The organism is Streptomyces sp. McG3 (assembly GCF_018619185.1).
Classification (GTDB): Bacteria; Actinomycetota; Actinomycetes; order Streptomycetales; family Streptomycetaceae; genus Streptomyces.
In genome coordinates this window covers 1-15,507 of sequence record NZ_JAAXYC010000183.1, presented here as the reverse complement: position 1 = coordinate 15,507, position 15,507 = coordinate 1, and the positions used below count along the sequence as shown (strand labels likewise).

Genomic DNA, 15,507 nt, shown 5'->3' with positions numbered 1-15,507 from the left:
CCCACCCACCCTGGCTGCGAAGTTGACAATTCGTGATCGAGTTGCGACACACGGGCGCCAGGCTCTGGCGTGCGGAGGACCTGGACCAAAGAGTCGACCCCCGCCGGTGCTCCAACACCGACAGGGGTCTGACCACCGAAGATCGACCTCCATCGAAAGAAACGATCCCCATGGCTGCCGGCCAGCTTAGTGATGCCCACCGCGCCCCGCGCGAGACCCCGCCCGAGACCGGTGCCGCGACCCCGCCCACGAGCCCGTCCGCGAACTCCCACCGTCGCACGGACTACGCCCGCTGAAGCCTCACCGCGCGTCCGCCGCGAGCTGCGTCGTCGCCAGCTCGCGGTAGAGGTCGTCCCCGGCGATCAGCTCCTCGTGCGTGCCCGCCGTGCGGACCCGGCCGTCCTCCAGGACCACGATGCGGTCCGCGTGCCGGACGGTGGAGAGGCGATGCGCGATGACCAACACCGTCGTATGTTCCGCCAGTTCGAGGATCACGTCCCGCAGCGCCTGCTCGTTGACCGCGTCCAGTTGCGAGGTCACCTCGTCGAGCAGCAGCAGCCGGGGGCGGCGCAACAGGGCCCGGGCGATGGCGATCCGCTGGCGTTCACCGCCGGAGAGGGTGACGCCGCGGTGACCGACCGCCGTGTCCAGGCCCTCCGGCAGCCGGTCGACCAGCGTGTCCAGGCGGGTGCGGACCACCGCGGCCGCCAGCGCCTTCTCCTCGGCTTCCGGGGCGGCGAAGACGAGGTTCTCCCGCAGCGTCCCGGCCAGGACCGGCGCGTCCTGTTCCACGTACGCCAGCGAGCCCCGCAGCTCGGCCAGCGGCCAGTCCCGGATGTCCCGGCCGTCCACGGTGATGGTGCCGGAGTCGTGGTCGTAGAAGCGCTCCAGCAGGCTGAACACCGTCGACTTGCCCGCCCCGGACGGGCCGACCAGCGCGACCAGACCGCCGGTCGGGACCTCGAACGTCACCCCCTTGTGGGCGGGGGCCCGCTCGCCCCCGTACCCGAACGTCACGTCCTGGAACGTGACGCCGAGCGGGGTCGCGGGGATCTCCTGCGCTACGGCTCCGGGCGCGGCGGCCGGTTCGCCGGGCAGGGACTCGACCTCGTCGATCCTGCGGACCGCCGCCAGCCCGCTCTGCAAGCCCGTCCAGCCCTCGACCAGACCGCCGATCGGGCCCATCAGATAGAAGAGGTAGAGCAGGAACGCGATCAGCGACGAGATCTCCAGCGAGCCGGACGCGACCCGTGCGCCGCCCACGCCCAGCACCGCCAGGAACGCCAGCTGGATCGACATCGCCATCGTGACGTCGGAGACCGACGACCACCGTGCCACCGAGACGCCCCGGTCGTGCGCGTGCCGGGCGGCCGCCGCGACGGCCGCCGTCTCCCGCTCCTCCGCCCCGCTCGCCTTGACCGTGCGGAACGCCTGGAGCACCCGGTCCAGTGCCGCACCCATCGCGCCCACGGACTCCTGGGCGCGGAGCTGCGCCCGCTGGATGCGCGGCATGAGCAGGGAGGTCACGGCGCCGATGCCGACGATCACCACCAGCGTCACGCCGAGCAGCGTCAGGTCCATGTACGCCATGAAGCCGATCGTCCCCAGCAGCATCAGCACGCTGTTGAACGACTCGACCAGGCCGCTGGAGAGGACCGTCCGCAGGAGGGTCGTGTCACTGGTCACGCGCGACTGGAGGTCGCCCGGGGTCAGCCGGTCCACCGCCGGGACCTTCAACCGCATGATGCGTCCCACGAGTTGATCGCGTGCCCGGAGGACGACGCCCTCTCCCGTACGGGACATGAGATAGCGGCCGTACGCGGAGAGGCAGGCTCCCACCAGCACGAGCGCGGTCAGCGCCACGAGCGGTCCCGCGGGCGAGCGGTCCGCGGCGAACGCGTCGACCGCGTGTTTCGCCATCAGCGGCATCGCGAGGCCCGCGACGGATCCGGCGAGCGAGAGCAGACCCGCGCGAACGAGCACGCCCCGGTGCGGACGGACCCGGGAGAGGAGGAGCCGGAGAGGGGACGGGCCCGCACCCGGCCCGCCCTCGGTGGACCCCTCTGCGAACTTCTCCGCGGCATCTCGGTCGGGCTGTTTCCCGATGGACTGCGCTCCGGCACGCTGCTCCCCGGCGGACCCCTCTTCGGGCTCCCGCGCGTGCGGCGCGGCCGTCTTCTCAGGCCCGCGGCCCTCGTCCGCCTCCGTCGTCCCCGCCACCGTGCTCACCCGGACCCCCTCCGTCTGCCGTCACCACCATCAAGGGACGCAGATCCGCCGGTTCCGCCTGCTCGCCGACCGCACGTCCCCCCGCCTGCACCCAAGCATGCGGGGAGAACGGCGGAGCCGCCCGCACTCCCGCGCAGGAGGAGGGACAGCTCGGCGGGCCCGGTCGCACGGGCGGCGAACGTGAGCGCGGTGGAGCGGCGAACCAGGTGCCGAGTAACCCGCCAGCAGCTTCCTGGGCGTCAGGAGTCGGCCTTCGCAGGGTGCCTCCCAACAGATCAGGCGGTGGACCGGCGAGACCTGACGCTTCGTGGAGTGGTGATCCGTGGTTTTGGTAGGGTCCTCGGCATGTCCTACATGTTCGTTCGTCTCCGCAGCGCCTAAGACGTCTGCCGCCGCAGTCGCTCAGCGACCGGCGCCGGCCGAGGAACCCGCAGAAGGCCACCGTGTCTCACGGCACTGCCCTGCGGGCGCCGCTCGGCCCTGACCGTCGACGCGCACTCCTGCCGGTGGGCGCATCCACGTCTTGTGCTGCCCCTGACCAGGTGGCCGACGCTGGTTGTCGCTGCCGTCGGCCTGCGTGCGCCCGGCCACCGAACCGTGCTGCGCCTGGCGACAGGCGTGCCCGTTTCCCTCTTCGACTTCGGCGGCGCACCGCGTCGGCATCAGCCTTCAGGCATGCCCGCCGCGCCGCCCACCGGACATAGGACCGACCCGAATGACATCTCTCTCCAGCAACTCTCCCCGTCCGCGCAAGGCCCGCGAGGCCCGCGAGGCCCAGCCGACGTTCGTGCTCGTGCACGGCGTGTGCAGCAGCTCGTTCATGTGGGCTCCCATCCAGCGCGAGCTGGCGCTGCTCGGGCACCGCAGCTTCGCCGTGGACCTGCCGGGGCACGGCTTCGACGCGCAGTACTCTGCCGCCTACCAGGCCCCGCAGGACCTTGACGCGTGGGCGGCCGAACCCTCCGAACTGGCCGGGGTCACCCTTCAGGACAACGTCGACATGGTCGTCGACGTCGTCCGGCGGGTGGCCGAGCACGGGCCGGTGGTCCTGGTGGGCGCCAGCCTCGGTGGAACCACCATCACCGGTGTGGGCAACACGATTCCTGACCTGGTGGACCGGCTCGTCTACGTCTCCGGCTGGTCGTGCGTGGAACACTCCAACCCCATCGCGTACATGCAGGAGCCCGAGTTCGCCGACAACCTGATGGCCCCGCTGGCCGCGCTGAACGTCGGCGATCCCGCCGGACTCGGCGTCGGCCGGGCGAACTACCGCACCGCCGACCCGGTCATGCTGGCCGGGCTCAAAGCGGCGATGATGGCGGACAGCACCGATGAACAGTTCCGGGCCTTCCTCAACATCCTTCAGCCGGACGAGTCCCTGGCGGTGATGATGTCCGACGCTCGCGGCCACGCGGACACCTGGGGCACCATCGCCCGCTCCTACATCCGTCTCACCGAGGACCGATCGCTTCCCGTGGCCATGCAGGACCGCCTGATCGCCGAAGCCAACGCGCTGACGCCCGGCAACCCGTACGACGTACACACCCTGGCCACCAGCCACGTCGGGTTCCTGCTCAAGCCGGCGGACGTGGCCGGCATCCTCGACCAACTGACCGTCTGACCCCGAAGGCACAAACCGCCATCCCGTGAACGCCACAGGGGCGGCATCTCCCGTGAAGGAGATGCCGCCCCTGTGGGACGTACGGCGAACTTCGATCAGCCGGAGGGCTCCCGGGCGGGCCCGGGGCCTCCGCGGCGGATCAGAAGTCCATGTCACCGCCCGGCATGCCGCCCGGAGCGGCCGCGCCGGCCTTCTCGGGCTTGTCGGCGATGACGGCCTCGGTGGTGAGGAAGAGCGCGGCGATGGACGCGGCGTTCTGCAGAGCGGAGCGCGTGACCTTCGCCGGGTCGAGAATGCCCTCGGCGATCATGTCGACGTACTCGCCGGTCGCGGCGTTGAGGCCGTGACCGATCGGCAGGTTGCGGACCTTCTCCACGACGACGCCACCCTCAAGACCACCGTTGACGGCGATCTGCTTGAGCGGGGCCTCCAGCGCGAGCTTCACGGCGTTGGCGCCGGTCGCCTCGTCGCCCGTGAGGTCGAGCTTGTCGAAGACGGCCGAGGCCTGGAGCAGAGCCACGCCACCACCGGCGACGATGCCCTCCTCGACGGCGGCCTTGGCGTTGCGCACAGCGTCCTCGATGCGGTGCTTGCGCTCCTTGAGCTCCACCTCGGTGGCGGCGCCGGCCTTGATGACGGCCACGCCGCCGGCCAGCTTCGCCAGACGCTCCTGGAGCTTCTCGCGGTCGTAGTCCGAGTCGGAGTTCTCGATCTCGGCACGGATCTGGTTGACGCGACCCTGAACCTGGTCGCTGTCACCGGAGCCGTCGACGATCGTGGTCTCGTCCTTGGTGATGACGACCTTGCGGGCACGGCCGAGCAGGTCCAGGCCGGCGTTCTCCAGCTTGAGACCGACCTCCTCGGAGATCACGGTGCCACCGGTGAGGATGGCGATGTCCGCGAGCATGGCCTTGCGGCGGTCACCGAAGCCCGGAGCCTTGACGGCGACGGACTTGAACGTGCCCTTGATCTTGTTGACGACCAGGGTGGAGAGCGCCTCGCCCTCGACGTCCTCGGCGATGATCAGCAGCGGCTTGCCCGACTGCATGACCTTCTCCAGCAGCGGGATGAGGTCCTTGACGCTGCCGATCTTCGAGTTGACGATCAGGATGTACGGGTCGTCGAGCGACGCCTCCATACGCTCCATGTCGGTCGCGAAGTACGCGGAGATGTAGCCCTTGTCGAAGCGCATACCCTCGGTGAGCTCAAGCTCCAGACCGAAGGTCTGGGACTCCTCGACGGTGATGACGCCTTCCTTGCCGACCTTGTCCATCGCCTCGGCGATCTTGGCGCCGATCTCGGTGTCGGCGGCGGAGATGGAGGCGGTCGAAGCGATCTGCTCCTTGGTCTCCACGTCCTTGGCCTGCTCCAGCAGAGCGGCGGAGACGGCCTCGACGGCCTTCTCGATGCCCCGCTTGAGGGCCATCGGGTTGGCGCCTGCGGCGACGTTGCGCAGACCCTCGCGGACGAGAGCCTGAGCCAGAACGGTGGCGGTGGTCGTACCGTCGCCGGCGACGTCGTCCGTCTTCTTGGCGACCTCCTTGACCAGCTCCGCACCGATCTTCTCGTACGGGTCCTCGAGCTCGATCTCCTTGGCGATGGAAACACCATCGTTGGTGATCGTGGGCGCGCCCCACTTCTTCTCGAGGACGACGTTACGGCCCTTGGGGCCGAGGGTGACCTTGACGGCGTCGGCGAGCTGGTTCATCCCGCGCTCGAGACCGCGCCGTGCCTCCTCGTCGAACGCGATGATCTTGGCCATGTGAAGTGGTCCTCCCGGACAGGGGTGGATTTCTCCGGACCGAGAGGCGCCCGCGACGGACGGCCTGCCTGCGTGGTGGTTCCTTGCCCCACCGCGCCTGCGGGCCTCACCGGCCCGGTCCAAGTTTCTGTCACTCTCACCTGGAGAGTGCTAACGCCAATGATTAGCACTCGACCCCTGCGAGTGCAAGCGTCCCCCGTCGGATGTGGACAGCCGCGTCCCCCGGACCGGGCTCCCGGAGGGCGCTTCGAACGCACGGAGGGCCCGGTCCCCTGATCCGGGGGCCGGGCCCTGCGTGCGTGAGTAGTGTCGTCGGACGACCGCGCCGAGCTCAGCCGACGGCGAGCTTGACCATGTCGGCCTGGGGCCCCTTCTGGCCCTGCGAGATCTCGAATTCAACTCGCTGACCCTCTTCGAGGGTGCGGTACCCGTCCATCTGGATCGCGCTGTAGTGGACGAAAACATCCGCACCACCGTCGACCGCGATGAAGCCGTACCCCTTCTCCGCGTTGAACCACTTGACGGTGCCCTGAGCCATGCCTAACTCCCCTATTACTGGCCCTTGCACGGGACCGCACTTCGCGGGCCCGGGTCGGAACTCACCCCCCGACAGGAGAGGGTGTGCGGCGCCGCAGCGCGTCGACCGCGGCCGAATGTATCCGCCCAACTGCCCTCTGCAACAGGTCAATCGGACGAGAATTCTGGGCACAGAAGAACACGCGAATATGCGGGTTTGCTGAGATTTACGGGCAAGTCGGGCCAGGCAAAGGGCACTTATGCCGCAAGAGGTTCACGTACTTTGGCTGCTTCTTATCGGGGCCGGGCGCATTCTCATATGCGGGCGGCACGGGCAGCGGACGGGGCTTCCCCAACTGTACCGTGCTCAACCATACAGAATTGCCCCCTCCGCTTCTCTCGCGGAGGGGGCAACTGTGGTCACACAGAGGTGCGATGGGCCGCCGTGGAGCGGCCAGGACGGTTCAGCAGCCGCCGGCGACCGCGGGGATGATCGAGACGCCCGCGCCGTCCGGCGTGGCCGCGTCCAGGCCGCCCTCGAAGCGCACGTCGTCGTCGTTGACGTACACGTTCACGAAGCGGCGCAGCTTGCCCTGGTCGTCCAGGACGCGGGCCGCGATGCCCGGGTGGTCCTTCTCCAGGGACTCGATGACCTCGGAGAGCTTGGCGCCCTCCGCCGGGACCTCGGCCTGGCCGCCCGTGTACGTACGGAGGATGGTGGGGATGCGGACCTTGACGCTCATGGTAAGTGCCTTCCTGAAGTCTCTGGTGATCAGCCGGCGGCGAGACCCGCGGCGCGGAACGCGTCCAGGCTCGGCTTGATGGTCGCCGTGGCCTGCGAGGTCGCGGAGACCGCGTCCAGCGTCTTGAGGCCGTCGCCGGTGTTCAGGACGACGGTGGTGAGCGCCGGGTCGATCACGCCCGCCTCGACGAGCTTCTTCGTCACGCCGAGCGTCACGCCGCCCGCCGTCTCGCCGAAGATGCCCTCGGTGCGCGCCAGCAGCTTGATCGCGTCGACGACCTGCTCGTCGGTCACGTCCTCCACCGCGCCACCGGTGCGGCGGGCGATGTCCAGGACGTACGGGCCGTCCGCCGGGTTGCCGATGGCCAGCGACTTGGCGATGGTGTTCGGCTTCTGCGGGCGCACCACGTCGTGGCCCGCCTTGAAGGCGGCGGAGACCGGGGAGCAGCCCTCGGCCTGGGCGCCGAAGATCTTGTACGGCCGGTCCTCGACGAGGCCGAGCTTGATCAGCTCCTGGAAGCCCTTGTCGATCTTCGTGAGCTGGGAGCCGGACGCGATCGGGATGACGATCTGGTCGGGCAGCCGCCAGCCGAGCTGCTCGCAGATCTCGTACGCCAGGGTCTTGGAGCCCTCGCCGTAGTACGGGCGCAGGTTGACGTTGACGAAGCCCCAGCCCTCGCCGAGCGGGTCGCCGATGAGCTCGGAGCAGAAGCGGTTGACGTCGTCGTAGTTGCCCTCGATGCCGACCAGCTCACCGCCGTACACCGCGGCCATGACGACCTTGCCCTGCTCCAGGTCGTGCGGGATGAACACGCAGGAGCGCAGTCCGGCCCGGGCGGCGGCGGCGCCGACGGCTCCGGCCAGGTTGCCCGTGGAGGAGCAGGAGAGGGTGGTGAAGCCGAAGGCGCGGGCGGCCTCGACGGCGATGGCGACGACACGGTCCTTGAAGGAGTGCGTCGGGTTGCCGGAGTCGTCCTTGACGTACAGGCCGCCGGTGACGCCCAGCTCACGGGCGAGGTTGTCGGCCTTGACGAGCTTGGTGAAGCCGGGGTTGATGTTGGGCTTCTCCGCGACGTCCGCGGGCACCGGCAGCAGCGGGGCGTAGCGCCAGATGTTGTCCGGGCCGGCCTCGATGCGCTCGCGCAGCTCCTCCGGGGAGCCGGTGGGCAGGTCGTAGGCCACTTCCAGCGGCCCGAAACAGGACGCACAGGCGAAAAGGGGGCCGAGCTCGAAACGCTCGCCGCACTCGCGGCAGGAAAGCGCCACGGCGGGGCCGAGATCGACGGCCGGGGCGGCAGCAGCGGTGTTACCTGCAACGGTCTGAACAGCCATGATGGCGGAGGTCCCTTTCTCCTCATCTTCCCTGCGACGCATTTCGCCGCAAGACGGAATTGGCACCTTCCCCACCGTGACCTCGCGGTCGGCAGGAGGGTTGCCGGGACTTCAACGGGCCGTTCCCTCAGTCCCTCTGGATGAGCTCTTATGGCGCTGGATCTTCGATCCAGGCGTTTATGTGCGGTCCGACCCCGACATGCGACGGCCATACGCGTTGTTCAAGACTGTAACCGAAGCACCGGACCGTTGAGATAGTCGTCCGAACCGCGAGATGGATCACACACAGGGAGTGCCGACCGTGCTCGAAGAGGTGGAACGCTGGCTGACCAGGCGTTCCTGGTCGTCCGGCGACCGCCCGCTGAACCGGCTCACCGACGCCCGGGACGCCGATCCGCGCCTCACGTCGGTGAGCGTGGTGCTGCCCGCGCTGAACGAGGAGGCCACGGTCGGCGCGATCGTGGCGACGATCCGCCGGGAGCTGATGGAGAAGGTCCGGCTCGTCGACGAACTCGTGGTGATCGACTCCGGCTCCACCGACGCCACCGCCGCCGTGGCCCGGGCGGCGGGCGCCCGGGTGGTCCACCGGGACGCGATCCTGCCCCGGATCCCGGCCCTGCCCGGCAAGGGCGAGGTGCTGTGGCGGTCACTCCTGGTGACCAGCGGCGAGATCGTCTGCTTCATCGACGCAGACCTGAAGGACTTCTCGGCGGACTTCGTCTCGGGCACGGTCGGGCCGCTGCTCACCGATCCTGCCGTCCAGTTCGTCAAGGCGATGTACGACCGCCCGCTCGGCGACACCGCCGGTCAGGGCGGGCGGGTCACCGAACTGGTGGCACGGCCCCTGCTCAATCTGCACTGGCCGCAGCTGGCCGGGTTCGTGCAGCCGCTGGGCGGGGAGTACGCGGTGCGGCGGTCCCTGCTGGAGCGGCTGCCGTTCCCGGTCGGTTACGGAGTGGAGCTGGGGCTGCTCGTGGACGCGCTGCACACGGTGGGCCTGGACGCGCTGGGCCAGGTCGACGTCGGCGTACGCAGACACCGCCACCAGGACGGGCAGGCGCTGGGCCGGATGGCGGCGGCGATCTACCGCACGGCGCAGCTGCGGCTGTCCCGGGGCCATCTGGTGCGGCCCGCGCTGACCCAGTTCGAGCGCGGCGAGGACGGCTTCGTGCCCCGCACCCATGCGGTGGACACGGAGGAGCGGCCGCCGATGCGGGAGATCGCGGAGTACGCGGAACGCCACGCGGCATGAGGCTCCGAGGCGTTTGGGGGCTTCCCGAACGGGCTAGGTTCCGCTACATGGTCTCCGAGCACGCCGAACCCGAACCCGCAGCCGCCGCCTCCACCGCCCAGGTCCTCGTCGCGTCCAACCGCGGCCCCGTCTCGTACACGCTCGGCGAGGACGGGACACTCGACGCCAAGCGCGGCGGCGGAGGTCTCGTCTCCGGGCTGAGCGCCGTCGACGACAAGCTGTGGGTCTGCGCGGCCCTCGGCGACGGGGACCGCGAGGCGGTGCGGCGCGGGGTCGGCGAGGCGGGCGTGCGGATGCTCGACATCGACGCGGAGGTGCACGCCGACGCGTACAACGGCATCGCCAACTCGGTGCTGTGGTTCGTCCACCACCTGCTCTACCAGACGCCCGTCGAGCCGGTCTTCGACGCGGAGTTCCGCCGCCAGTGGGCGTCGTACGAGACGTACAACCGGGCCTTCGCCGAGGCGCTCGCCGAGGAGGCGGGCCCCGGGGCGTCCGTCCTCGTCCAGGACTACCACCTGGCGCTGGTCCCCGGGATGCTCCGTGAGCTGCGCCCCGACCTGCGGATCGGCCACTTCTCGCACACCCCGTGGGCGCCCGTCGACTACTTCCGGCTGCTGCCCGACGACATCGCTGAGCAGTTGCTGCACGGCATCCTCGGCGCGGACCGGGCCGCGTTCCTGACCCGCCGCTGGGCGGACGCGTTCATCGGCTGCTGCACGGAGATCCTCGGCGGGACGGGCCGCACCAGGATCGGGGTGCACGGCCTGGGGGCCGACGCGGACTTCCTGCGCCGGCGCTCGCACGAGGCCGACGTGGACGAGCGGATGGCGGCGCTGCGGGAGCAGGTGGGCGAGGGCCGGAAGACCATCGTCCGGGTCGACCGCACCGAGCTGTCCAAGAACATCGTGCGCGGTATGCACGCGTACCGGGCCCTGCTGGAGGCCCGTCCCGAGTGGCGTGAGCGCGTCGTGCACATCGCCTTCGCCTACCCCTCCCGGCAGGACCTCGCCGTCTACCGGGACTACACGGCGGCGGTACAGACCCTGGCCACGGAGATCAACGGGGCGTACGGCACGGAGAGCTGGACGCCGGTCGTGCTCCACGTCAAGGACGACTTCGCCCGCTCGCTGGCCGCGTACCGGCTGGCGGACGTGGCTCTGGTCAACCCGATCCGCGACGGGATGAACCTGGTCGCCAAGGAGGTCCCCGTCGTCTCCGACCAGGGCTGCGCGCTGGTGCTGTCGCGGGAGGCGGGGGCGTACGAGGAGCTGGGCGAGGACGCGATCGTGGTGAACCCGTACGACGTGACGGGCACGGCGGAGGCCCTGCACGAGGCGCTGACGATGAGCGGCGACGAGCGGTCCGGCCGCACGAAGCGACTGGCCGAGGCGGCCACCGCGCTGCCGCCCCAGCAGTGGTTCCTGGACCAGTTGGAGGCGCTGCGGCAGGGGTGAGCCGGTCTCCTGGTACGGCTCAGAGCCGCTCGGCCAGTGCCGCCAGGAAAGCGACCACCGCGGCCGGGCCCGGCACCGACAGGTCGGCCCGCTCGGCCAGTTCGGTCACCTCGGTGCTGCCGCTGCACACCAGGAGGCCGGGGATGCCGTCCGGGCCCTCGCTCCGCAGCTTCTCCACCGCGGCGAACGCGGCGAGGTCCCCGAGGTCGTCGCCCGCGTAGATGACGGACTCGGCGTCCAACTCGGCGACGAACGTGGCGAGCGCGACGCCCTTGTCCATCCCGGGCGGGCGCAACTCCAGGACCAGGCGGCCCGGTTCGACGATCAGCCCGTGCCGCGCCGCCAGCTCGCCGAGGGGACCGCGCAGCGTCTCGAAGGCCGCCTGCGGGTCCTCGGCGCGCCGGGTGTGGACGGCGACGGCCTGGCCCTTCTCCTCGATCCAGGTGCCGTGCCAGGAGTCGAATTCGTGCAGTACGCCGGGGAGTTCGGCCCGTGCGGCAGCGACTCCGGGGTGTGGGGCGGGGGTGTTCACGGTGCCGGTCACGGCGTCCCAGCGTTCGGCGCCGTAGTGCCCGAGCACGACGAGGTGCTCCAGTCCGGGGACGCCCGCGAAACCTCCGTAGCGCACCGCGACACCGGCCGGGCGGCCGGTGATCACGGCGATGGCGGCGACCTTCGGCGCGAGCGCGGCGAGCGCGGCCACCGTACCGGGGTGGGCGCGGGCCTGCTCGGGGTCCGGGACGATGTCGGCGAGCGTGCCGTCGAAGTCGAGGGCGACGACCGCGCGGTCGGGCCGGGCGAGAACGGCGTCGAGGCCCTCGCGGCCGGCCGGTGTGGTCGGGTCCGGCAGATGTGCGGAGTGACTGCCCATGGGGCGAGCCTATGCCCTGGGCGGGTTGATCACGAGCGTTGTGGATCCGCCAACGACTCCTCGCGGGCATCGGTCTGGATCCGGCAACGGCTGCTCACGGGCGGCGGTGAGCAGCCGGCAACGACTCCTCGCGGGTGCCGGTGAGCAGCCGACGGCGACTTACTCGCGGGCGCCCGCGAGTTCGACCGGCCGGGTCCGTAGGGCGAACGAGGCCGGCAGGGCGGCGGAGACGGCGGCCAGGAGCGCGGCGGCCGCGACGACGAGGCCGAGTGTCCCCCACGGCACGACGACGGCGGACGTGACGCCCAGCAGGGCCAGCGCACCCCACACCACCAGCAGGTTCACCGCCGCGACCACGGCCCCGAGCACGGCGCCCACCCCGACCGCCACCACCGCCTCGGCCGCGACGAGCCGCAGGACCTGGGGGACGGTGGCCCCGGCGAGGCGGAGCACGGCGAGATCGCGGACCCGGTCGGAAGTGGCCATGACCAGGGTGTTGGCCAGCGCCGTCGCCGTACAGAGAAGCGCGATGCCGAGGATCATCCGGAGCCCGGTCCTGGTGGAGTCGTCCGGCCCCGGGCCGTTCGCGGCCAGCCATGCGGCCCGGGTCGTGACCCGCGTGCCGGTGGCGGCCCCGGCGGTGTGCAGCGCGGCGGCGACGGCCCTCCGGTCGGCGCCCTCGGCGACCTTGACGTCGATCCGGTCGACGCCCGCTCCCCCGGCGTTGCGCGGGGTGACGTAGACGCCGTTGTCGCCGGTCCCGGTGGCCAGGACGGCGGCGATCCGCAGCGAGGTCTTGCGCCCGTCGCCCAGCCAGACGGTGACCCGGTCACCGACCCGCGTGGTCAGCCACTCCTCGTTGACGACGATCGCGTCGTCGTCGAGATCGGCGAGCCGGCCCGCCGTGACGGGCAGCTCCGACACGGCGGCCAGCCGGGCGGGGTCGACCGCGCGGGCCTCGGAGGTGACGAGGGCCGTGTTCTCTTCGAGGACGGTGACAGCCGTGGACCGCGAGACGCTGACCACGGCTCCCTCGACGGCCCGGGCCCGCTCCACGAAGGCGGGCGCCGGCGGACGGCCCTCCTGTCCCGACGTCACCACGAAGTCGGCGGTCGTGGCGGTGCGCGCCTCGGTGGCCCTGGCCTCCTCCAGGGTGGCGACGGTGCCCGTCAGGGTGGCGGCGAGGGCGACGGTGATGAGGACGGGCGCGGCGACGGCCGCGGTCCTGCGCACCCCGGCGGCGGTATTCTCCCGGACCAGTACGCCGGTGGCGCCGGGCAGCCGTGCGGGCAGCCAGGTCAGCAGCCGGCCGACGGGGCGCACCAGGACGGGGGCCAGGAGGGCGCAGCCGACGATGAGGAGCATGGGCCGGGTGACGTAGGACTTGCGGCCCAGCAGGTCGCCGGGGTCGACGGCCAACGCCAGTGCGGGCAGGCCCAGTCCGGCGAGCAGGATCAGGACGGCGGCCGCCCAGCGGCTCGCCGGCATGACACGGCTGTCGACGGCAGCCTCGCGCAGCGCCTCGGTCGGGGCGGTCCGCCCGGCCCGGTGGCAGGAGACCAGGGCCGCCGCCGTGGCGACGAACACCCCGGTCCAGAAGGCGGTGTGCAGCGGCCAGGAGGCGTCGCCGAGGGCGAACCGGGGCGGTGCGAGGCCCGCTTCGGCCATCCGGCCGACGAGCAGGGGCGCGCCCCTGGCTCCGAGCCACACACCGGCGGCCGAGGCGAGGACGCCGACGACGGCCGCTTCGGCGCACACCGTACGGCGGATTCGGCCGGGCGTCGCACCGACCGTGCGCAACAGGCCGAACTCCCGGCGTCGTTGGGCCACGGCGAACGAGAACGTCGAGGCCACGACGGCGGCGGAGACGAACAGGGTGATGCCCGCCGCTGTGCCGAGCAGGGCGTTGACGGAGACCAGGGCCCGGGCGTCGCGGTCGGGGTCGGGGTCGGCGCGGCGGCGGTCGTGGCCGGTGAGGACGTCCATGCCGCTGTCCGGCCCGAGCGCCCGGCGCACGGCGGTGGCATCGGCGTGCACCACGAGGGCGTCGATGTCCGGGGAGATCCGGGCGGCCTCGTCGTCGGTGAAGAAGACGGCGTCCTCGAAGCCCCGGCCGGCGACGGTGCCGACGACGGTCCGGGGGGTGCTTCCGGCCGGGGTACGGACCTGGACGAGGTCACCGGTGCGGAGCCGGTCGCCGCCGGGCCGGGTGGTGACGACGACCTCGCCGGGGGCGGCGGGGGCCCGGCCCGAGATGAGGCGGTACGGGGCCGCGGCGGCGACCGGCCACGGGCGCCCGACCCGGGCCTCGACGCCGCGGCCGGTGCGCGGCTTCTTGACGACAGGGCCGGTGTGCGGCTCCTCGGCGCCGGCGCGCGGGAGTCCCGACTTCATGGCGTCGGCGCCGGTACGCGGCGCCTCGGCATCAGTGCCGGTGCGAGGAGCCGTGACGTCCGCCGGGAACGTCCGGTCCGCCACCGTGCGGCCGAGGGCGGCCAGCCGGTCGGCGATCCGCTCGCCGACCGGTCCGGGGTGGTGGAGCGGCTTGCTCCGGGTCCCGGTCGGGGTGTCGACGCGGAGGTGATCGGCGGCCCGCACGACGACGGGGGCGGCGGCGAACCGTTCGGGGCCCCGCTCCGGGGCGTCGAACGTCGCGGCGAGGGCGAGTCCGGTGGCCGCGATCAGGCCCACCCCCAGGGCCAGGGCGACGAACGACCCGACGAAGGTGACCCAGCGCCGGCGCATCCCGCTCAGTACCGGCGTCAGCACGGGACCACCGCCGAACCGATGGAGCCCTTCGGGGCCGCCGGGGCGGCGCCCGCCGCCATGCGGGCGGCGACCCGCTCCGCCGTGGGCGCGTCCAGCTCGTCCCGGACGCGGCCGTCGGCGAGGAAGACGACCCGGTCGGCGAAGGAGGCGGCGACCGGGTCGTGGGTCACCATGATCACGGTGCGCCCCTCGTCGGTCATCGCACGCAGCAGGCCGAGCACCACGTGCCCGGCGGTGGAGTCCAGGGCCCCGGTCGGTTCGTCACCGAAGAGCACCTCGGGCCCGGTCACCAGGGCGCGGGCGATCGCCACCCGCTGCTGCTGGCCGCCGGAGAGCTCGCCGGGCCGCTGGCCGGCCCGTTCGCGCAGCCCGACCCGGTCCAGCGCGTGGAGCACCTCGGCCCTGCGCGGCCGCCGTCCGGCGAGCCGCAGGGGCAGGGCCACGTTCTGCGCGGCGGTCAGGGAGGGCAGCAGGTTGAACGCCTGGAAGACGAAGCCGATCCGCTCCCGGCGCAGCCGGGTCAGCCGGGCCTCGCTCAGCCCGGTCAGATCGGTGTCGCCGAGCAGCACCCGGCCGCCGGTCGGCCGGTCCAGGCCCGCGACGCAGTGCAGGAGCGTCGACTTGCCGGAGCCGGACGGCCCCATGACGGCGGTGAACGTACCGCGGCGGATGGTCAGACTGACGTCGTCGAGCGCTTTCACCGTGCTGCCTTCGCGGCCGTAGGAACGGGTCACGGACCGGAGCCGAACGGCCGGTGGCCGAGCGGCACTCGCTGCTGGATTCATGAGGTCCACTCAACCGTCGGCGCGCGCACGGCACATCGCAGCGAGCGGGGGCTCCCGTGGTGGAGCCAGCTCCACCACGGGAGGGGCAGAGAACAGGGTGGCCCGCCCGGGGAACCGTCTCGTAGCGTGCCCGGCATGCTCTCCCCCAGCCCGCCGCCCGCCTCCCCGGAG

12 protein-coding genes and 1 riboswitch are annotated in these 15,507 nt (G+C 71.8%); of the genes, 3 read left to right on the top strand and 9 right to left on the bottom strand.

The genetic code is table 11. The features are described 5' to 3' along the window. Positions 1 to 300: 300 nt before the first annotated feature. Both HET64_RS25385 and HET64_RS25380 read right to left on the bottom strand, forming a co-directional pair. Positions 301 to 2,229, bottom strand: a complete 1,929-nt coding sequence (locus HET64_RS25385; protein ID WP_215109317.1) for an ABC transporter ATP-binding protein — start codon at positions 2,227 to 2,229, stop codon at positions 301 to 303. After that, positions 2,180 to 2,320, bottom strand: a complete 141-nt coding sequence (locus HET64_RS25380) for a hypothetical protein (protein WP_374105575.1) — start codon at positions 2,318 to 2,320, stop codon at positions 2,180 to 2,182. The genes HET64_RS25385 and HET64_RS25380 overlap by 50 nt, the downstream gene beginning before the upstream one ends. 624 nt (positions 2,321 to 2,944) lie before the next feature. On the opposite strand from HET64_RS25380, the gene HET64_RS25375 reads away from it, so the two are divergent. Beyond that, positions 2,945 to 3,850, top strand: coding sequence for an alpha/beta fold hydrolase (locus HET64_RS25375; protein WP_215109315.1), 906 nt, complete (start codon positions 2,945 to 2,947; stop codon positions 3,848 to 3,850). A gap of 139 nt (positions 3,851 to 3,989) precedes the next feature. Here the strand turns inward: HET64_RS25375 and groL are convergent, their stop codons facing one another. The 4 genes from groL to thrC all read right to left on the bottom strand — a co-directional run bounded on the left by groL (position 3,990) and on the right by thrC (position 8,202). Continuing rightward, positions 3,990 to 5,612 carry a chaperonin GroEL gene (gene groL, locus HET64_RS25370; RefSeq protein ID WP_215109313.1) on the bottom strand — a complete coding sequence of 541 codons (1,623 nt, stop codon included), beginning with the start codon at positions 5,610 to 5,612 and terminating at the stop codon, positions 3,990 to 3,992. A gap of 331 nt (positions 5,613 to 5,943) precedes the next feature. Continuing rightward, complete coding sequence (locus HET64_RS25365) at positions 5,944 to 6,150, bottom strand: cold-shock protein (RefSeq protein WP_003967346.1); 207 nt, start codon at positions 6,148 to 6,150, stop codon at positions 5,944 to 5,946. Positions 6,151 to 6,592: 442 nt separating this feature from the next. Next, a complete protein-coding gene (locus HET64_RS25360; protein WP_003967347.1) occupies positions 6,593 to 6,871 on the bottom strand; it encodes a MoaD/ThiS family protein in 279 nt (92 codons plus the stop codon). Positions 6,872 to 6,900: 29 nt separating this feature from the next. Next, on the bottom strand, positions 6,901 to 8,202 hold the full coding sequence (thrC, locus tag HET64_RS25355) for a threonine synthase (RefSeq protein ID WP_215109311.1): 1,302 nt from the start codon (positions 8,200 to 8,202) through the stop codon (positions 6,901 to 6,903). A gap of 19 nt (positions 8,203 to 8,221) precedes the next feature. Then, positions 8,222 to 8,349, bottom strand: a riboswitch (SAM riboswitch). Positions 8,350 to 8,503: 154 nt separating this feature from the next. On the opposite strand from thrC, the gene HET64_RS25350 reads away from it, so the two are divergent. Both HET64_RS25350 and HET64_RS25345 read left to right on the top strand, forming a co-directional pair. After that, positions 8,504 to 9,454: a glucosyl-3-phosphoglycerate synthase gene (locus tag HET64_RS25350; RefSeq protein ID WP_215109319.1), complete on the top strand. Its 951-nt coding sequence runs from the start codon at positions 8,504 to 8,506 to the stop codon at positions 9,452 to 9,454. A gap of 47 nt (positions 9,455 to 9,501) precedes the next feature. After that, positions 9,502 to 10,911, top strand: a complete 1,410-nt coding sequence (locus tag HET64_RS25345; protein ID WP_215109309.1) for a trehalose-6-phosphate synthase — start codon at positions 9,502 to 9,504, stop codon at positions 10,909 to 10,911. Positions 10,912 to 10,930: 19 nt separating this feature from the next. On the opposite strand, the gene otsB is transcribed toward HET64_RS25345, so the two are convergent. The 3 genes from otsB to HET64_RS25330 form a co-directional block, all read right to left on the bottom strand. After that, on the bottom strand, positions 10,931 to 11,782 hold the full coding sequence (gene otsB, locus HET64_RS25340; protein ID WP_215109306.1) for a trehalose-phosphatase: 852 nt from the start codon (positions 11,780 to 11,782) through the stop codon (positions 10,931 to 10,933). 159 nt (positions 11,783 to 11,941) lie between these two features. Then, positions 11,942 to 14,551 (bottom strand): FtsX-like permease family protein, encoded by a 2,610-nt coding sequence (locus HET64_RS25335; RefSeq protein WP_215109304.1) that lies wholly within the window; start codon positions 14,549 to 14,551, stop codon positions 11,942 to 11,944. Then, positions 14,545 to 15,336 (bottom strand): ABC transporter ATP-binding protein, encoded by a 792-nt coding sequence (locus HET64_RS25330; RefSeq protein ID WP_215109302.1) that lies wholly within the window; start codon positions 15,334 to 15,336, stop codon positions 14,545 to 14,547. Before HET64_RS25330 ends, HET64_RS25335 begins: the two co-directional genes overlap by 7 nt. Between the last annotated feature and the right edge of the window lie 171 nt (positions 15,337 to 15,507).